At 27.9% G+C, this 18,801-nt stretch carries 17 protein-coding genes; 8 read left to right on the top strand and 9 right to left on the bottom strand.

Annotation, left to right across the window (positions count from 1 at the left end):
* Window positions 1–125: 125 nt before the first annotated feature.
* The 3 genes from QK892_RS03640 to QK892_RS03630 all read right to left on the bottom strand — a co-directional run bounded on the left by QK892_RS03640 (window position 126) and on the right by QK892_RS03630 (window position 5,693).
* A complete protein-coding gene (locus QK892_RS03640; protein ID WP_317272165.1) occupies window positions 126–896 on the bottom strand; it encodes a nucleoside phosphorylase in 771 nt (256 codons plus the stop codon).
* A gap of 82 nt (window positions 897–978) precedes the next feature.
* The gene (locus QK892_RS03635; RefSeq protein ID WP_317272164.1) at window positions 979–1,971 is read right to left on the bottom strand and encodes a conserved phage C-terminal domain-containing protein; all 993 of its coding nucleotides are present in this window, start codon (window positions 1,969–1,971) and stop codon (window positions 979–981) included.
* A gap of 311 nt (window positions 1,972–2,282) precedes the next feature.
* On the bottom strand, window positions 2,283–5,693 hold the full coding sequence (locus QK892_RS03630) for an LPXTG cell wall anchor domain-containing protein (protein WP_317272163.1): 3,411 nt from the start codon (window positions 5,691–5,693) through the stop codon (window positions 2,283–2,285).
* Between the two features lie 162 nt (window positions 5,694–5,855).
* Between QK892_RS03630 and QK892_RS03625 the strand changes: the two genes are divergently transcribed.
* Window positions 5,856–6,407 carry a hypothetical protein gene (locus QK892_RS03625; RefSeq protein WP_317272162.1) on the top strand — a complete coding sequence of 184 codons (552 nt, stop codon included), beginning with the start codon at window positions 5,856–5,858 and terminating at the stop codon, window positions 6,405–6,407.
* Window positions 6,408–6,928: 521 nt separating this feature from the next.
* On the top strand, window positions 6,929–7,525 hold the full coding sequence (locus QK892_RS03620) for a MarR family winged helix-turn-helix transcriptional regulator (protein WP_317272161.1): 597 nt from the start codon (window positions 6,929–6,931) through the stop codon (window positions 7,523–7,525).
* Between the two features lie 161 nt (window positions 7,526–7,686).
* On the opposite strand, the gene QK892_RS03615 is transcribed toward QK892_RS03620, so the two are convergent.
* From QK892_RS03615 to QK892_RS03600, 4 genes are all read right to left on the bottom strand, one after another.
* Window positions 7,687–7,974, bottom strand: a complete 288-nt coding sequence (locus QK892_RS03615; RefSeq protein WP_317272160.1) for a Dabb family protein — start codon at window positions 7,972–7,974, stop codon at window positions 7,687–7,689.
* Entirely contained in the window at window positions 7,961–9,082 is a 1,122-nt protein-coding gene (locus QK892_RS03610) for a DNA alkylation repair protein (RefSeq protein WP_317272159.1), read from the bottom strand. Before QK892_RS03610 ends, QK892_RS03615 begins: the two co-directional genes overlap by 14 nt.
* A gap of 21 nt (window positions 9,083–9,103) precedes the next feature.
* Window positions 9,104–9,901, bottom strand: coding sequence for an SDR family oxidoreductase (locus tag QK892_RS03605; protein WP_317272158.1), 798 nt, complete (start codon window positions 9,899–9,901; stop codon window positions 9,104–9,106).
* Between the two features lie 71 nt (window positions 9,902–9,972).
* Window positions 9,973–10,881, bottom strand: coding sequence for a helix-turn-helix transcriptional regulator (locus QK892_RS03600; RefSeq protein ID WP_317272157.1), 909 nt, complete (start codon window positions 10,879–10,881; stop codon window positions 9,973–9,975).
* Window positions 10,882–11,108: 227 nt separating this feature from the next.
* Here QK892_RS03600 and QK892_RS03595 point away from each other — a divergent pair, with 227 nt between their 5' ends.
* The 3 genes from QK892_RS03595 (at window position 11,109) to QK892_RS03585 (ending at window position 13,400) form a co-directional block, all read left to right on the top strand.
* Window positions 11,109–11,447 carry a nuclear transport factor 2 family protein gene (locus QK892_RS03595; RefSeq protein ID WP_317272156.1) on the top strand — a complete coding sequence of 113 codons (339 nt, stop codon included), beginning with the start codon at window positions 11,109–11,111 and terminating at the stop codon, window positions 11,445–11,447.
* Between the two features lie 166 nt (window positions 11,448–11,613).
* Entirely contained in the window at window positions 11,614–12,288 is a 675-nt protein-coding gene (locus QK892_RS03590) for a CPBP family intramembrane glutamic endopeptidase (protein WP_317272155.1), read from the top strand.
* A 137-nt stretch (window positions 12,289–12,425) separates the two neighbouring features.
* Window positions 12,426–13,400: an O-acetyl-ADP-ribose deacetylase gene (locus QK892_RS03585; protein ID WP_317272154.1), complete on the top strand. Its 975-nt coding sequence runs from the start codon at window positions 12,426–12,428 to the stop codon at window positions 13,398–13,400.
* Window positions 13,401–13,544: 144 nt separating this feature from the next.
* On the opposite strand, the gene QK892_RS03580 is transcribed toward QK892_RS03585, so the two are convergent.
* Together QK892_RS03580 and QK892_RS03575 are read right to left on the bottom strand one after the other, a co-directional pair.
* A complete protein-coding gene (locus QK892_RS03580; RefSeq protein WP_317272153.1) occupies window positions 13,545–14,057 on the bottom strand; it encodes a GNAT family N-acetyltransferase in 513 nt (170 codons plus the stop codon).
* Between the two features lie 443 nt (window positions 14,058–14,500).
* The gene (locus QK892_RS03575; protein ID WP_317272152.1) at window positions 14,501–15,238 is read right to left on the bottom strand and encodes a CPBP family intramembrane glutamic endopeptidase; all 738 of its coding nucleotides are present in this window, start codon (window positions 15,236–15,238) and stop codon (window positions 14,501–14,503) included.
* A gap of 647 nt (window positions 15,239–15,885) precedes the next feature.
* Here QK892_RS03575 and QK892_RS03570 point away from each other — a divergent pair.
* The 3 genes from QK892_RS03570 (at window position 15,886) to QK892_RS03560 (ending at window position 18,795) form a co-directional block, all read left to right on the top strand.
* A complete protein-coding gene (locus tag QK892_RS03570; RefSeq protein WP_317272151.1) occupies window positions 15,886–16,539 on the top strand; it encodes a vWA domain-containing protein in 654 nt (217 codons plus the stop codon).
* A gap of 492 nt (window positions 16,540–17,031) precedes the next feature.
* Window positions 17,032–17,499: a flavodoxin domain-containing protein gene (locus tag QK892_RS03565; protein WP_317272150.1), complete on the top strand. Its 468-nt coding sequence runs from the start codon at window positions 17,032–17,034 to the stop codon at window positions 17,497–17,499.
* A gap of 123 nt (window positions 17,500–17,622) precedes the next feature.
* Window positions 17,623–18,795, top strand: a complete 1,173-nt coding sequence (locus QK892_RS03560; protein WP_317272149.1) for a glycoside hydrolase family 113 — start codon at window positions 17,623–17,625, stop codon at window positions 18,793–18,795.
* The last annotated feature ends 6 nt before the right edge of the window (window positions 18,796–18,801 follow it).

Here is an 18,801-nt window from a genome sequence, read left to right as displayed (position 1 = left end):
CTCCAAAAATTTAATATATATAATAATATCAAACTCCTCCAAGTTTATCCATATAAGTAAAATACACGTTTTTTATAAATATATTAAATTTTTAATTTCAAACTATTTATATAATCATAGATTAGTTATTTATCACCAATACATAAGGCTAATTCCATAGCAAGTGTAGCAATCCTGTCTTTTTGTAATGGGTTAGAATCATTCGATAAACTTCTTTCATCCCACTCTTCAGAATCCAAATTATCTGCTGCGTAGAAAAAGTGAAATATATCTTTTCCTCTAAATTGTGCAAGAGCAGCAATTGCTGAACATTCCATATCTACACAGATACATCCTTGAGCTTTTCTTAAATTAACCTTATTACGAGTTTCTCTATACATTGCATCTGTAGTCCATACTTTTCCTATACGGTATTTTAGTTTGTAGTTGTCCAATATATTTGTAAATATATCTATATACTTAGGATTTACAGCTATCTCATCTGAAGGTGGGGAGTAATGAAAACTAGTTCCTTCATCTCTCATTGCCATATTAGGAATAATTATTGAACAATCCTCTATAGATGAGTCCAAAACACCACAAGTTCCGAAAAGAATCAATTTTTCAGTACCCATTGCAAAAATATCTTCTATTACTGCAACACAACCTGGAGCACCAACATAAGACATAAACAAAGCTACTTCAAGTCCATGGTAATTTACTTTGTAAATAGGAATTTCCATATTTGCTATATAAGTTGAAGTTATTTTAACACCTTTAAGCTCCTTTACCAATCTATTAAAGGTAGTTCGTGCAAAACATGAAACTGCAACCTTAGGAAAAAAATCAATGGGCTTAATAATATCAGTTGCATTAATTACAGCAATTTTATTTTCATCAAATTCTTCAAGTATCATAAAATTCTCCCCTTTTAATCATATTTATATTTATATGATAACTTAAGAAAGTTATTATTTATATAATTAAAAATACTAGCTATTAGTCCCATCCTAAAAGTTTCTTTTCTAGGGCATCATAATCATAGTCTCTTCCCTTAAAGTTATGGAATCTAAGACTTTTATTGTTTTTATAATTATTTTTAGGCTCATAGGAATTATTGCTATTAGTACTTGAAGTAGTAGGGACATTTTGATTTAAATAAATTTCAAACTTATCACCAAAGAGAGTAAAAGGAGTTAAGTATTGCTCAAATAGAGTTCCCTTCCAAGCTTTTATTTTTTTATCTATAACAGTTTTAAAATCATCTACAGTAAAGCCTTCTTTTAGTCTAGACTTAACTAAATTTATAGTTTTAGAATTAGTAGACTTGTACATAGAGCCAGCCTTTATATTTAAATAATTTATAATACTATTTATTTTTTCTTTTATATTATTATATAGATTGTTTAATTTAGTAGATGAATTATTTAATAGATGGATATTTGTTGAACATTTCTCTGAACAACCTCTATTCATATTTTTATACACAGGCTCTTCATTTTTATGTTCTATGTGTTCTAAATCACTAAAATTATCATAGTTTTGTTGATGATTTTGTACAGCCTCTTCATTATTAGTAACAGACTTATTATTATAGTTATCTGTTTGTTTCTTAACTGTATTGCTATTTGTATTATCATCATTATGCTTATCATTACTTTTATTAACATATAATAACTCCTTGTACTTTTCCCCTAAAGCATAATAAGAAAAGGTGCCACCTTCCTTTTTAGTATAATGAGATAAAATACCTAAATCTCTTAGCTTAAGCATTCTCATCATAATAGATCTCTTACCTAACCCTAAGAAAGGAAGTTCATCTTCAATATTCTTATAGCTTATCCAATAATATTTAATACCTTCTATAATTTCATAATTCATCTTCCCACTTTCCATAAAATCATCAAAATACCTAAGGATAGCTAAATCCTTCACATCTAAATCAAACTCCATAATTTTTTTCACATTATAACCTAAAAATGAGTATTTCATATTAATTACCTCCAAAAAATATTTCTTAATTACCCTGTCATAAAATAAGTACCCAGTTTTAAGAAAAATTGAGAAAAATAATTTAAATATTTATAAAAATGATAAAATGAATATAGTTACTATTTGATAGTGTAATTTAAATTTTAAGTATATTAAAGTTAAACTCCAAGCAGAAGTAATACTACAACTACTTGGAGTTATTTTTATATTAATAATGGGTTATATATAAATTCAAAATGAAAATATATATAACCCAATTATAAAATTAATATAATTTAATGTGTTTTATCAAATAATAAGAAATAAAAATATTAGCTTGCTAACTTTTCTTCTATTTCTTCAGTTTTTACAGGCATATCAAAATCTTGTAAAGAATCTTCGTTTATATTAGCTCTTTCATTAAGGTTATACATGGATGAATTTAAGTTTATTTTATCAACAAAGTTATTTATAGGTTTAATTACTTTTGTTGAAGCATCAAAATCAAAAACGTGCCAGTATGTGCCAGCAGTATTAGTTGGTATATTATAAGTAGCATGTAAAGTTTCACCGATATAAACATCTACTTTAGCTCCTGAATTAGACATATCAACACTAGATGAAGAATTTCTATTACTATAATCATGAACATAGAAGCTATAAGTACCTTCATCATTCATTTTATATACTGTTGTTGTTTCTGGTCCGTAAGAATCTCTATCATCTAAATCTAAATCTGCATAAAGAGTTCCGTTTTCAAAATATTTTTTATTGTTATAATAAATATGGAAAGTATCAGTACCATCTACAGTTGGTCCAACAAGATGTGAATCTAAATCTTCAGGTGTTTCTCCCCAGGTTAATACTACTCTTAAATCACTAGGTTGAATGTCACTTGAATTTGGAACAAGTGTATTATTTTGATTTAATGAATTACCAGACATAACATAGATATTAAAATGTTTAGTAATGTATCCGTCTTTAATCATTTCTACAGTATAATTTCCAAGTGGTAGTATTATTTCATATCTACCTTCATAATTTGTTACTGTTTTTAATAATGGGTCTCCAGATAAATTATTCCATCCAGCACGTACATTAATAATAGTATCTGAAATACTTTCTCCAGTTACAGCATTAGTGATTATACCACCAGCAGTTCCTACTTCTCCATCAGCACCTTGTCCTACCATTAAATAGGTTTCAAGATAAGTTTCTTCTCCATTTACAACAACTTCTATACTTTCAAATGAAATATAACCATTTTTAGATATCTTAACTTTATAAGTACCTGCATTAAGTGATAGTTCATATTGACCATTAATATCGCTTGTAGTTTCTAATATTGGAGCATTGTTACTGCTATTGTTATTGTAAACTTGTATTAAAGCATCTTTTAAGAATACATTTCTATTTCCAGCTTGAGCTATTGTTCCTTTTATAGTTCCTTCACCGTAGGTACAATTAGGAACTTTATTTAGATTTTCAAAATGAAGATTTTTCTTAAATGGACTAGTATCAGAATCCCATGCATTTAAAGTATATGATAGTTCTAACCAATCTTTTAGTTTACATTCATCTAATGCTGTTAATTCTAAAAATCCAAAAATGGTAGCATCCGAACAAATCATACTTGGATGAGGTGTTATTATTACATTAGCACCTAAACCACCGCTAACTGAAAAATCAATTAAATTCCATGTAGAACAAATTTCTAATAATCCTGAAAGCTTAGGACCTATTTTTCCTTCAATATTTAATTCATTAATATCACTAATATTAAATTTTGCTGTATTAATTCCTCTCACTTTATTGTTTAGAACTTGAATACCGTTTGTTTTCTCAGTAGAGAAGACTAATTGAACAGAGCCGCTAATATCATAATATAATGCTATTTTTACCACTGCAGCAGCACCAGGTATACCGTATACAGGTAGCTTACCTAAATCAATTAGTCTAGGTCCAGTCGGAAAACTATCATCGTCAACACCTAAACGTACTGATAATGCAGTTTCTGTTTCATCTGAAATTTTGAAATATACATTATTAATATCAATATCTAGGAAATTTATATCCATATCTACTTTATATTCAATTTTAGGAAGGACTAGTTTAACTTCTCCTGAAATTTCGCCATTACCTATTTCTTTTTTAATTTTTAAAGTATAAGAACCTAGATTTGGGCTAGAACCTTCCATATCTAAGTTGATTCTAGAATCTTGTGTAGTATTTTCAATAACTTCAACACCTTCTTCAGGAATAAAGTTAGAGAAATCACCTGTAGCATAACCTTGTACATCAATATATTCTAGAGTTTCTTCAATTTTAGGTTCTTCTGTTTCAACTACTACTTTACCATCATTAACAGTTACTTTTGTAATCTTATAAGGTGTTTCGTTTGGAAGAACTATTATATCTCCAATATTTAAATTGCTAACTGTATCATCTGTGTTAAATGTGATAGTTTCACCATTTACTTCATATACAGTAGTATCATCTAATTCAATAACACCTTCTTTGTATTCAAAAGTATTATCATAATTTTCATCTATTTCAGAGCTTTTTAATACAGCTTGTATTCCTTCAGTAATATACTGAGCTTCTGATTCAGTTAAATTTCTAAGTGGATAAAAATTATTTTTTTCTAGAGGTATTAAACCAAGTGAAACAGCTACTTCTATTTCCTTTGAATAAGTTATATCACTTATATCATTACATACAATATCTGTATCTCCTGCGAATCCTAAAGCTTTTACAGATGTAACAGTTGCAAATTCACGTGTTGCAGGAGCATCAGGATTAAAGGATTCATCTTGATCAACTAAAATAGAATTAACATAAGCATATAAAATATCTTCTTCGTATTGGGTTCCTTCAATATCATTAAATGGATAAGCTATATTAGCATCCCAATTTATTTCATGTTGATTTTTTAAATCTAATATCTCAACAAGGTTAGAAATCCATTGACCTCTTGTTATTATTGCACCTGATGGAGCAACTTTATTTGATGATGTTTCATAATTAACTATTATTTCAAAAGTATAGTCTTTATTATCTATTGTTATAGTTTCTTTTATAGATATATCTTTTTTATTATTTTCATCAGCTTGTACTACAACACCTTGAAATAATGATGTTAGTAATGATAAACAAAGTAACATTGATATAAATTTTTTACTTCTAGTATTTTTTTTCTTTAATAGAACAATAATTAAACTTGCAGAAATAACAAGTGCTATTGTTGAAATTATAATAGTATTGCTATCGCCTGTTTGAACTTCATCATCAGTATTACTATCTAGTACAGGTGGATTATTTTCTTGATTATCATTGTTGCCAACATTTTCATTATTAGTGTTGTTTTCATCGTTTTCATTACCGATATTATTATCAAAGTCTTCATCATTTATTATTGCTTTATCAATTTTACAATAAAATTCATGAGTTATAGTTTCTCCAGCATTTATTGTACCTATTTCTTTAGATAAAGTACTTTTATCTTTAATAGATATTCCTTCTGGAATGACACTATTAATATTAATATTATCTATAGGTCTTATGCCTACATTAGTAATTTTTAATACTGCTTTAATATCGCCGTCAGTATTAGCAAGATTTTCTACTTGTAACTTAACCTTTAAATTATCTTGTTCAGAAATTTCAGCATATGCTGGGATTGCTCTGAACATTATTAGCATTAGGCTAAGCATAATAAATAAACGTTTTATTATGTTCTTCATTAAAGAACCCTCCTTTGTGAAAAATATTCCAAGGAATATATTAGCATACGATAACTAAAAAATACACTAAAACTTTACAATATTTATATTGTTTTTGCAGAATTGACAAAATAAATATCGGATGTTTTAATTTAAGTAAATTTATATAATGGGAGAGAATAGATGAAAAGACCTAGTTTAAAAGAAATTTATGGCGAGAATAGTAGTTATAATGAGATTAAGGTGAATAATCTTAAAAATGATATTATTAATACTGATCATAAATTAATAATTAAAAGTTTATTGCGCGAATTAAGAGTAAAGCATATATCTGCTCTTTTTATTGCTTTAATTATTAATTTATTTACAGCTATTTTTGTATATGAATTAATAAAAAGTGGAGATAATATTTTTACTAAAGAGTCTCTTTTGGTAATTATTACATTTATACTATTTTTATTTCCTACATTTGATATAAGTAGTAAGCTATATTTAATGAGAAATGGATTACCTAAAAAGGCTCAATATGGGGTTGTGAAAATTAAATTCTATGAAAATAAATCTACAAGTAGCAAAAGTACTAGAGCCTATTATACAAATGTTATATTTCCAATGGATAATACTATAATTAGGAGGGTAAATTGTACTAAAAAGTTTTATAATTTAGTATCTGAAGGTAGTGAAGTTTTAGTTGTATCTTTTGATAATAAAAATGCACATATAGTTTTAATATAAGAAGTATATAAGATTCTAGGGAATAATAAGAAAAGGTGCCACCTTCTTTTTAAGTATGATGAGAATACCTAAATCGCTTAGCTTAAGTATTCTCATCATAATAGATATCTTACCTAATCCTAAGAAATGAAGCTCATCTTTAATATTCTTATAGCTTATCCAATATTATTTAATACCTTCTATAACTTCATAATTCATTTTCCCACATGAAAGATGCAGCTATAAAGATAAACCATAATAATGAGTTATGGAAATTAAGGCGTAAACCAGATAAAATAATGAAAGCTATTCAAGATTTGAAATGAGCATAAAAGGAAAATTTAGAGTACGCATTAGATGACTATCTTAAAATATTGCTGAAAAATGGACAACCAATTGTCCATTTTTTTTATTATATAAATTGAAATTATTTAAAACAGAGTTATTAAAATATATTTATTATAAAATCACTGATTTTCATTATCGATTACATACATTCATGCTATAATATATAGGAGTAAATGACTTAGGAGGAAATATTAATGCAGGATGAAAAAGTATGTCCTATTTGTAAAAATCATTGTAGTTTAGCTAAACCAAAATGTGGACGTGGTAAAAAATATGCAGAAACAATAGAATTACCAAGTAAGTCTAATGATAATGAGAAAAAATCTGAAGATATTGATAAATTAGAGGATCATCAAAAATCAAATATTGATGAAAAAATATTAATAAATTTAAGACATACAGAATATACAATTGGAAATATTTGTAAGGAAATAGTAAACCGAAAGAAAATACTAATTTTACTTAATGAGGTTGGGAAAATTACTCAAAAGAAATTAACAAAGAAGCTTGGTGTTAAATCAGAAATTTCTAGCGAAATCCTTAGTAAGATGGAGGATAGTGGTTTAATTAAGCGTAATGATAGTAAAAAAGACAAAAGAACTATGGATATAAAGTTAACTAAAGAAGGTAAGAAGGAAGCAGTAATAGCAAGCACTCAAATGGAAGGTTTATATAGTGATATGTTTTCTTGTTTGGATATTAATGAAAAAGAGAAATTTCTTTCTAGCCTTGAAAAATTAAATTTGGATTGGAATCTTCGTTATAGTAAAAAGAATATTAAATGTAATTAAGCTACTATTATTTTGAAATAAATTAATCGAACCTCTCTGTATTAATTCTTTTGAAGATTAATACAGAGAGGCTTTGCTTTAATTCTAAATATCTTAATTTGTATTTTTAAAGATTAAGAGTGATTGTTCATGTGTAATGACTTAAGTAGTTTTATTACCATTTATACTTTGTAGCAAACAGATGCTTGAGTATCTAATATAGTTCCAATGAATTTAGCAACTTCTAAGTGCACAGGATGAATGATATATTTTTCTAAGTCTGCTATAGATGCAAACTTTGTAATAAGAAGTATATCGTAGTTGCTTTCTCCTGAACGAATGTTGATTTCTACTTGTATATCTTGTAAAACTTCTATTTTTCCTTTCATACTAAGAAGAACATTTTGTGTTTTTTTAATACTTTCATCATTTCTAATTTTTAATTTTAATAATAAATTATTTATAATCATGCTTCACCTCTATAATATTTAATGTAGTTTGTGCAGCCTCTTGCCCATTGATAAGAAGTGCAATTTTATGAATTCCCGGGTAGTGTCTGCGAGTAGTAAGGTCTGCAAAGCTATGCATTTTAGTTCCATGTAAATGCGCAGTTTTAGATACAATTTTATCAGACAAAAAGAATATCTTTCGTGAAGATTTACCATTTGATTTTATAAAGTCTATGGCATATTCTAACCGTATATATGGGGAAGTAGCCCAATCTATATCTAGGGAATAATTTAGTTTACAACTATCACCAATATTAAGATTTCTTTTGTCAACAGATATGGTTGCATTCTTAAACAAGGATTTATCAGTTGAAAAATTTGTATAGCCAAAGAGTTCCATTGCTTTTGGATTAGCCTTTTTTATAAGAGTACGACAACCTTGGCGAACAATCCAATCAGTATTTGGATTTATGCCAATCCATTTCTTTATAGTTTCTAAGACTATATCAGGATTATCTTTTGAAATATCATTTAGGTTGTTAGCAACACTCTTTCGAACATAAAGAGAATTATCAAACTTCAAGTTTTCTAATATTTTTAAAACTAGTGATGGGTCATTTTTAAACATTGGAAGTGAAATCCCCCAAGGCAGACGAGGACGGCAACCTTCACTAGAAAAACGTCGAACATGCTCATTTGGATGTAAAGACCATCTCATCATATATTCCATTACACGATCAGGTTCCCTTATTAAAAAAGGACGAATTGCAAATTCAGATGATGATTGCTGGGTAAACTGCTCTAATGCATTCATTGAAATATCGAAGTATTTTTCTTGTTGCCCAAATATTTCTACAAAGTTTGGTAGGAACAAGTAAGGGAATCCAGTGCAGCTGGCGTTGATTGAAAGTAAAATTTCTAGCGCAGCTTCAAAATCTTTAGGAAGATATTCTCCTAATACTTCTGCAATTTTATGTGTTCGTGCTTTTAGTGGCAAATCATCCCATGGATCAGATAAAACTGAATTTACAAATTGTTTCGTATCAAAGTTTTCATAAACAGTGTGTACTTTACCTCCAAAGTCATTCAAAAAATTCATTGTATAAATATCTTTTAATAAATCACTCATAAATCCTCCATAAGGATAGCATTAGATTGTTCTAATAATTCCACCATCAATAATGTGTTCACTACCAGTAATATACGAAGCTCTGTCTGACACAAGGAAAGCAGCTAGTTCAGCAATTTCTTCAGGTTTTCCTGGACGACCTAGTGGTATCCCTCCGAGGCTATCCATTAATTCTTGGCGTGCACCGTTATAATCAGTTCCAGAGTTTTGTGCCATTCTTTCAATAAGGCGTTCGGCAGCTTTTGTCTCTGTAAATCCTGGAGCAATTGTATTTATTCTTATTCCATCTCCACCAAACTGTGTAGCTAAATTTTTACTATAATTTGTTAAGGCTGCTTTAGCGGCAGAGTATGGCATAGTCATTATTCCAGGAAGTTTTCGTTGAATAGATGATATATGAATTATTACACCTTTTTTCTGCTTAATCATAGATGGAAGAAATCCACGGTCTAAACGTACAGCAGAAAAAAGATTTTGATTAAAAGTTTCTAGCCAGTCGTCGTCACTCAAATTTAATGCGCCAGCAGTGGAAGATGAAGAACCACCCACATTGTTGATTAAAATATCCAATTCACCAAACCTTTCAAGCGTTTCCTTTATAATTTTTTCAGTGCCTTCTGTTGTACTTACATTTGCTTGAATAAAGCTAACAGAATCAGGTAAGTCATCAGGCATTGTTCGTGCAGTAGTTATAATTGTTGCACCAGAATTAAGTAAGCGATCGACAATTGCTCTACCAATACCTTTAGTTCCACCTGTTACAAGCACACGTTTACCAACAAGTTCTTTCTTAATATCAAGATGTAAAAAATTTTCCATAGTTAATAACCTCCTATAAGTTAATTTGCTTTATATATTAAGAATAATAGATTAAACTTGACTACGTCACGTCAGGTTTTGGTATTATATTTATTCAACATATTATCCAAACGACTAGCAATTTCCTTACGTATGTTTTTAGGTTCTATAACTTCAAGCATTGTTCCATAGGAAAGGAGATAGTTATAGAGCCATTCACCTTCAGGCATTGAGACAACTACAGTATAAGACTCATCTTCATTTACTGTAATATTATCTTCACTAAAATCATCATATACACGGTAAGCCCCTTTGGAGGATATTCTTAGTATTAACTGAATTTGTTTTTTAGGTGTAGCAGAAAGTGAGTTATATATAAACTCTTGTGAATTTAGATGAATACAAGATTCCTCTGTAATATTGATGTTTATCATGCGGGTTATTTTGAACGTTCTAAATTCCATTTTATGAAGGCAATATCCCTGTAAATACCAGGCTTTATCTTTAAACAGCAGCTTAAAAGGTTCAACGTGGCGATTGCTTTTTTCACCATTGCTACTAAAATAAGAAAAAGTAATTGCTTTTTGCTGGAGTATGGAATTCTTTAAAAGATTAAAATTTTCTTTTTTATTACTTCCCCAGTTAGAAAAATCTACTTCAATCCAGTTAACATTACTTTTTTGAAATATTATGCTTAATTTTGATAATACTTCATCAAGTTCTAGGTATCCTGCTACTGATAAACTTTGAAGGGCAAGTAGAATTTTATTTTGCTCTATTTCTGAAATTAACGATTTATTAAGTACAAACTTATCTATTAGAGAGATACCTCCACCTTTTCCTTGACTTGAATAAATAGGAATTCCAGCTTGGGCTAGAGCATCTATATCTCTATAGATTGTTCTTACAGATACCTCAAAATGTTCTGCTAATTCTTTAGCTGTTATGGATTTTTTTTCGAGTAGAATATATATAATTTGAAACAATCTACTAATTTGCATAATTTCACCTCATATAATATATACAGCATATAACTTGACAACACTATGTCATATTATGTGAATTAATTTAATTATTATGTATTGAGGTCTATTATTAAATAATAAATCTATATAATTTTTTATTAGCTATTATAACTTGACAGGATGTAGTCAAGTTATGATTGTTATATTTAAAAAGGTAGATGAGAATAATACTATCAAAAATACAATTATAAAGGAGATATATAATGAAAATAAAATTGCAAGAACCTATTGAAACTTATTTCAGTACAACAAATAATTCAGATCAAAAAAATTTTATATCAATTTTTGCTGAGGATGCAGTTGTAATTGATGAAGGTCAAGAATATGTTGGATTAGATAAAATCCAAAAGTGGAGTGAAAAACACCAATTTGCCGCTAAAATTAGATTAGAAGCTACAAATGTTATTGAAAAAAATGACATGACTATTGTTACAGCTAAAGTGGATGGTGATTTTGATAAAACAGGTCTTCCTGATCCGCTATTATTAGATTTTCATTTCACTGTATCAGAGGGAATGATTACTAAGTTAGAAATTTATTAGCACCATATAGATAAATGAAAGTAAAACATTATAAAGCTAGTACTTATTCTTAAAAATTTTGAGATTATATGGATTATTAGAAACTCTAAAATATATCGAAGATAAGAATCACTATAATATATTTACATTAAATGGTATAATAATAAAAAAGAGTTGGTGGTTTCATATGTTAAAGAAGAAGAATACTATTATTTTAATTGTTTTACTAGGTTGCTTAATAATGGGATTTATAGATGCGGTTATTAGACCGCAATATCTTATAAAGTCCTTTATAAAAATTATACTTTTTTCAATAATGCCTCTTCTATATTCAAGATATAATAGAGAGTTAAATTTATCATCATTATTTAAGATAAAGAGTAAAAAAGAAATAATTATTGCTGTTTTATCAGGAATAGCAATATTTATTTTTATTTTGGGAGCTTATTTTATAATAGGTAGTTTTTTTGATTTCTCAAATATTGTGGCAGCATTATCAGAAAATGTAGGGGTTAACAACAATAATTTTTTATTGGTTGCAATATACATATCTTTTATTAACTCACTATTAGAAGAATTCTTTTTCAGAGGATTTACATTTCTAAAGTTAAAAGAAGTATCAACTAGGAAATTTGCATATATTTTTAGTTCCTTAGCATTTGCTTTTTATCATGTTGCTATGATGATAGGTTGGTTTGATATAAGCTTATTTCTTTTAACTATAGTTGGATTATTTGTTGGGGGATTGATTTTTAATTATTTCAATGAAAAATATAAAAATATATATGTTACTTGGCTGATACATATGTTTGCAAATTTTGCTATCAATTATATTGGTTTTACGCTCTTTAATCATGTATAGATAAAAAGATTTTAATAATATTTAGTCCATAGTGATTATCCTTTATATAGATATTTTATGATAAAATTATCTTTGTATAGGAAGTAACACTATGGATTTTTTATTATTTAGGAATTTATGAAAAGGGGGAAATCAATATGCCATTAGAAATAATTCGTAATGATATAACTAAAGTTCATGCAGATGCAATTGTAAATGCAGCCAATACATCATTACTTGGAGGGGGAGGAGTTGATGGAGCAATTCATGCTGCAGCAGGCCCAGAACTTCTTGAAGAATGTAGAACTCTTGGAGGTTGTGAAGTTGGAAAAGCAAAAATAACTAAGGGATATAACTTACCTGCTAAATATATAATTCATACTGTTGGTCCAATATGGAGAGGTGGCAATAGTAATGAGGAAGAATTATTAACTAATTGTTATAAAAATTCTCTAGAATTAGTTAAAGAGTATAATCTAGAAAGTATAGCCTTTCCATTAATATCTACAGGTGCTTATGGATATCCTAGAGATAAAGCCTTAGGAGTTGCCCTATCTGTTATTCAGGATTTTCTATTACATAATGATATTAATATTTATTTAGTTATATATGATACTGATAGCTTTAAGATATCTAGTAAATTACATTCATCAATTAAACAATATATAGATGATAACTATATAGAAGAGCATCCATATAATAGAGAAAGATATATGGAAAGCTGTTTAATAGAAGAATCTATAGTTTTTAAAGAAGCAAGTCCTAGAAGACTTGAAGAATTATTAAACAACGTAGATGAATCTTTCTCACAAATGCTATTAAGGCTAATAGATGAAAAAGGTATGACAGATGTAGAAACATATAAAAGAGCAAATATTGATAGGAGACTTTTTTCTAAAATTAGAAATGATATAAATTACAATCCTAGTAAGTCAACAGTAATTGCCTTTGCTATTGCTTTAAAATTAAATCTAGACGAAACAAAGGATTTACTTTTAAAAGCAGGCTTTGCACTATCCCATAGCAATAAGTTCGATATTATTATTGAATACTTTATTGAAAATAAAAAATACAATATATTTGAAATAAATGAAGCACTATTTGCTTTTAATCAAAGCACCTTAGGATCATAAGATTATATAATTTCAAATAGAAGATGAATTAGTATATTAAAAATCACAATAAAAAAGGTGGAGCATACCACCTTTTTTGCTTGACTAGTTTAAAATAGCTATAAAACAATTTATATGAATTGAAATCTAATAACTTAGATATTATTATTTCATTACCTTTTCAAATCTAAAAAATTCTTCTTTAAATCCAGTATCTGAATCTCCTGATTTTTTATCCTTATGATATTTATTATAGAATTCAACAATATGGAAACCACATTTATTAACATAGAAATTTATATTTCTTTTTTCAAAATAAGGTGTTACTAATTCCCATACCTTAGTTTCAGGATATTTTTGTTCTATATGTTTCCAAATTTCAAGTCCTATTCCTTTACTATGGCAATCTGGGTAAACATATAATAAGTCTATTGAATTATGATGAGTTTTAGTGTTTATGTTTAATACAACCCCACCAACCTTCTTATTATCTACATAAACATAATAAGCTTCTGCATTTGGATTAAATAATGACTGGTTAATATCTTCGTCAGGAATAACATCACCATCACAGCTATCACCAAACTCTTCAATAACAGCAATAGAAAAAACATCTTTTACATCCTGTCTAAATTTACGATAATCTTTTTCTTTAACTATTTCAAAATAAATATTCATATTGTTACTCCCTTAAATTCATATTTATCCAATGTTAAAACAATCTTTGATTTGTAATAATATATATTCTAATCATAATTAATTTTAAAATATAAGATATGATAAATAAAATAACATACTTAATTGAGAAAATAAATAAATATATATAATACTCTTAATAATTCCGAACGAAGAGAAGAATTATTACCTTTAGCATAGAGAATAGAAATGATATAAATATTGCATGACAGTGACTTGGAGCTTGCTTCTGATCGCTTAATACGTATTATAACTTTGTAAGATAAGGATATGTTTTAAACTAATGTTGATATTAGATAATAATAAAAGCAGATAAAGTTAATTTATCTGCTTTTATTATTAATAGTTTAAAATTGTTCATCAAATCTAACTTCTAAATTGGAACTTGTCACTCAGATGAACTGAAAGTTGTAAATAACTTCTGTTTATTTTGTTTCTTTGTTCTTAACCACTAAAGTAATATATAATGCATATGCACCAGCGATAATTGCAATCAAAGTACAGGAAACAATTCTTCTTTGAGATGTAATTTCTGCTTTGTTAGCAAAAGCACTTGCCGCATTAAACAGGCTATGAGTAACAATACAAGGAAGTAAACTCTTTGTCTTGTAATAAATCATCACAAATGCAAAGCCAATAGCTACTGCGTATATTACCTGTAGAAAATTGGGTAGCAATTCGGCTCCAGAACCATTAAACAGATTCATAATATGCCCGATTCCAAAAGTCACACTTGAAATAATGATAGCTGATTTAACACTATCTTTGACCATAGCATTAAATAAAAATCCACGGAATATCATTTCTTCAAGAAAACCAACACAAAGCATAGATAAGACATATAATAACGTTTCTAATGGTGAAGCGTTCATCATAACACCATACCAAAGATTTGCTGTCAAGAGAACTATAAGTGGAATATAAAACAACATCTTTGAAGCAGATATTTGTGGTTTGCAAAGACCATATTTTTCAGACAACCCATTCTTCTTTACAAAAAGATATAATATTACAGTAAGCACTATCAATATCGGCAATGTGATAATCTTTAAAACACCAACACTTGCGGACATATTATCTCCTATTGATGTAAGCACACAATATGCAATAATCCAAGTTACTGCAAACCAAATCTCACTCTTTTCATATAATTTCTTAATCATCCCTTGTAACCTCCCAATTCCCTATATTGGCATCAAAGCGATTCCGTTTGTATACCTAAAACATTGTCACTTTTTACCCAAAAGATAGCAGTACACAAAATTCTTATTTATCGAGCAGTTTAGTAATTAACTAATTCGCATAAAAATACAAATACACAATAATATATTCCTATTATACCTTATTTTGGTATATAATTCTACTAATAAATAAGGATATTATACCTTAATTTCAACAAACTACTTAATTATTAACAATATAATAAAACATAGCTAAGATAAAAATAAAATAATACCGACACTGTCATAATTCCGAACGAAGAGAGGAATTATTACATTTAGTATAGGGTATAAAAAAGGAGATAGATATTATATGAGTGCGACTTGGAGCTTGCGACGGATTACTTAATACGGATTATAAGTTATAAGATAAAAATAAAATAACACCTACACTTTCATAATTCTGAACGAAGAGAAGAATTATTACCTTTAGTTTTGAAGGGGATAAATATTATATGAGGACGACTTGGAGTTTACGACGGAGTGCCGAATATAATATTTATCCCCCAGTTGTCGCTTTTTGGGCGACCATTTAACTATTTGAACATGGTATCCTTAAATCATAAAAAAAGTGATTGGAGGAAAAGGGTATGAAAAATAATTTAACAGAATTAGTGTTTATTTTAGACAGAAGTGGATCAATGGCTGGACTTGAAAAGGATACTATCGGAGGCTTTAATTCAATGCTTAAAAAACAAAAAGAAGAAGAGGGAGAAGCTATAATAACAACAGTTCTATTTGATAATCATTACGAAATATTGCATGATAGAATTAATATTAAAGGAATATCACCTATAAGTGATAAAGAATATTTTGTCAGAGGGACTACTGCACTATTAGATGCTGTTGGAAGAACTATAAGAAAGATAGAAAATGCTCATAAACACACTTTAGAAAGTGAAAGGCCAAGTAAAGTATTATTTGTAATAACAACAGATGGCATGGAAAATTCAAGTACAAGATATAATTATGAAAAAATTAAGATGATGATAGAAGATAAGAAAAAGGAATTTGGATGGGAGTTTATTTTTCTAGGAGCCAATATTGATGCTGTAAATGCAGCAGAAAGTATAGGAATATCTGAAGACATGGCAGCTAACTATAACTGTGATAGTGAAGGAACTATGCTTAATTATGAGGTAATAAGTGAAACTGTAAGCTCACTAAGAGCTAATAAATCCATAAATAGAAAATGGAAAGATAAAATAGATAAGGACTATAAAAAGCGTAGTGCGAAAATGTAAAACTTAAGGTGGAAGTACTTGATAAAATTAATGAAGTATCCATTAATTTTATCAAGTAAATAGTATTCTAATTCGTAAACATCATTATCGCCTTCGTAAGCACATACTCCCATACGTGGAGAGTTGTTTATCTTTATAAAAATTATATCATCTTCATCATCAGAAATATTTTCTATGCAAGTATCACACAATGGTCTATAGTCTGAATAATCATAATCATGAATAAAAGTACTATCTTTGTTTATAACTTTAATAAGTCTAAAATTCTTCAACTTTAATCAAATAGTATTTTGTTTTTCCAGTACCAAGATTTTTACAGCTTGATAAATGTTTTTTCATTCCTGTTTTAGTAAAATCCTTTTTACAGATATAGCAAAAAGATTTGAGCATAGAACAGATAGTAATAAATAAAATATTAACACAAAGAATATATAGGGTATAATAAATATATAAATAAATATTGTTGTAGAAATTATAGAGAGGAAGATATCTATGAAAACCTTAATTATTTATTGTTCTGAGTATAAAAAACATACGGAGAAGATTGCAAACATATTTAAAGAAAAAACTAATTGTGATCTAATTAATATTAAAAACTTTAGAAATATTAATTTAGAAAACTATGATTTAATTGGATTTGGTTCAGGAGTATATATGGAGGATTTATCACCCAAATTATTTAAATTAGTTAATAATCTAGATTTAAAAGGTAAAAATGTTTTTGTATTTTCAACTAGTGGCGTTGGAATGAAATATTATAATAATAAGTTAATTAAGGTACTGACTTCAAAAGGAGCTATAAACAGAGGGAGCTTTGCATGTAAAGGTAGCTTTATAGGTAAGGAATTTTCAGATAATAAAATTTTTGATTTTATGGGTAAATTATCAAAAGGACATCCAAATCATAAGGATTCAAAAAAGGCAGAAAAGTTCTTTATGAAAATGATAGATTCACTTTAGGGGGAGGAGTAATATACAACATATTATTGCAGTGAAGTTGAAATAACTTGAGATAGATCTATGGATATGATACTATGAAATTACTATAATTGTAATATATTTACATTGAATTTGAGGTGTGATATGTCGAGTAATAAAGGGCTCAATGATGAAAAAAAGGACGACTTAAGGGTTAGAACAATTGCTGGATTAATTATTGTATTTATTGCAGTTGGATACTATTTTTACAGAATAAACTATAATAGTAGAGGAATTATAAATAAAGTTTTAAATAAGATAGAGGGAAAAACATTGAATAGTGAATTTAGTAGCAAAATAAAATCTGCAAATCTATCAACAGATTATAGTGTTGAGCAAGCCATACAGGATATAGAAACTTTAGAGTTAAATACAATAAACCTACCAGTTGTTATTAACATAGAAGATATAACTTCAAGTGATGTGAGTATAGATAATAATAGTTTACAAAGAGCAAAAATTCTTTTGAAAGAGCTTAAAGGAAATAAGATAAATGTAATATTAGAGCCATATCCATGGATTGCAAATGGCAGTAAATATGAAACTGATTTCAATCCAATAAATAAATCAGATTTCTTATTAAATTGGCAAGATAATGTTATTAAACCTTTAATAGATGAAATTGCTATTCCGTATAGAGTAGATGCATTAAATATAGCAACAGGGTTTACCCACTTAGAAGATATGGAAGATGAGTTTTGTGAAATAATTGATTTTGCTAGAAAATATTATAAAGGTTTAATTACTTACAGAACTAGTTTTTGGACAACCGCTAATTGGAAGGATGAAGTTACAAAAAATCAAGTAGAGGAATTGAATGAAAAGTATAATAAAAAATTAAATAATAAAATATTTTCTAAGGTAGATTTTATATCTATTGCCTCATATTTTGAATTAACTGATAATGATACAAATACTATAGAAAATCTTGTGAGTTCATTAAGTTCATCGCAAAGATATAACAGAGAGCAAAACATAAAGGAACAAGTTGAAAATTTCCACTATAAATGGGAAAAGCCAATTTTCTTTGGTGAGCTAGGTTTTCCAAGGACAACTAAAGCATCTGTTGAGCCATGGAACCCGTATCTATCAAAGGATATAAATACTCAGGAGCAAGCTAATTGTTTTGAAGCATATAGAAGAGTTTATGAATCTGAGCCGTGGTTTTTAGGATTTTCTATTTTTGCAGTAGGAAACAAAGAAGATGATAAAATGTATTATCCAAGTGAAGAAACTATAGAAGTAATAAGCAATTGGTTTAATTCAGAGAATAACTAATAAATT

Origin of the sequence: Clostridium lamae (assembly GCF_033043255.1) — a bacterium.
GTDB classification, from domain to species: domain Bacteria; phylum Bacillota; class Clostridia; order Clostridiales; family Clostridiaceae; genus Clostridium; species Clostridium lamae.
This window is presented reverse-complemented; position numbering and strand designations above follow the sequence as displayed.

Bases quoted from the DNA above. Each gene is read 5' to 3' on its own strand.
- QK892_RS03640 (WP_317272165.1), bottom strand. From the start codon at position 896: ATGATACTTGAAGAATTTGATGAAAATAAAATTGCTGTAATTAATGCA.
- QK892_RS03635 (WP_317272164.1), bottom strand. From the start codon at position 1,971: ATGAAATACTCATTTTTAGGTTATAATGTGAAAAAAATTATGGAGTTT.
- QK892_RS03630 (WP_317272163.1), bottom strand. From the start codon at position 5,693: ATGAAGAACATAATAAAACGTTTATTTATTATGCTTAGCCTAATGCTA.
- QK892_RS03625 (WP_317272162.1), top strand. From the start codon at position 5,856: ATGAAAAGACCTAGTTTAAAAGAAATTTATGGCGAGAATAGTAGTTAT.
- QK892_RS03620 (WP_317272161.1), top strand. From the start codon at position 6,929: ATGCAGGATGAAAAAGTATGTCCTATTTGTAAAAATCATTGTAGTTTA.
- QK892_RS03615 (WP_317272160.1), bottom strand. From the start codon at position 7,974: ATGATTATAAATAATTTATTATTAAAATTAAAAATTAGAAATGATGAA.
- QK892_RS03610 (WP_317272159.1), bottom strand. From the start codon at position 9,082: ATGAGTGATTTATTAAAAGATATTTATACAATGAATTTTTTGAATGAC.
- QK892_RS03605 (WP_317272158.1), bottom strand. From the start codon at position 9,901: ATGGAAAATTTTTTACATCTTGATATTAAGAAAGAACTTGTTGGTAAA.
- QK892_RS03600 (WP_317272157.1), bottom strand. From the start codon at position 10,881: ATGCAAATTAGTAGATTGTTTCAAATTATATATATTCTACTCGAAAAA.
- QK892_RS03595 (WP_317272156.1), top strand. From the start codon at position 11,109: ATGAAAATAAAATTGCAAGAACCTATTGAAACTTATTTCAGTACAACA.
- QK892_RS03590 (WP_317272155.1), top strand. From the start codon at position 11,614: ATGTTAAAGAAGAAGAATACTATTATTTTAATTGTTTTACTAGGTTGC.
- QK892_RS03585 (WP_317272154.1), top strand. From the start codon at position 12,426: ATGCCATTAGAAATAATTCGTAATGATATAACTAAAGTTCATGCAGAT.
- QK892_RS03580 (WP_317272153.1), bottom strand. From the start codon at position 14,057: ATGAATATTTATTTTGAAATAGTTAAAGAAAAAGATTATCGTAAATTT.
- QK892_RS03575 (WP_317272152.1), bottom strand. From the start codon at position 15,238: ATGATTAAGAAATTATATGAAAAGAGTGAGATTTGGTTTGCAGTAACT.
- QK892_RS03570 (WP_317272151.1), top strand. From the start codon at position 15,886: ATGAAAAATAATTTAACAGAATTAGTGTTTATTTTAGACAGAAGTGGA.
- QK892_RS03565 (WP_317272150.1), top strand. From the start codon at position 17,032: ATGAAAACCTTAATTATTTATTGTTCTGAGTATAAAAAACATACGGAG.
- QK892_RS03560 (WP_317272149.1), top strand. From the start codon at position 17,623: ATGTCGAGTAATAAAGGGCTCAATGATGAAAAAAAGGACGACTTAAGG.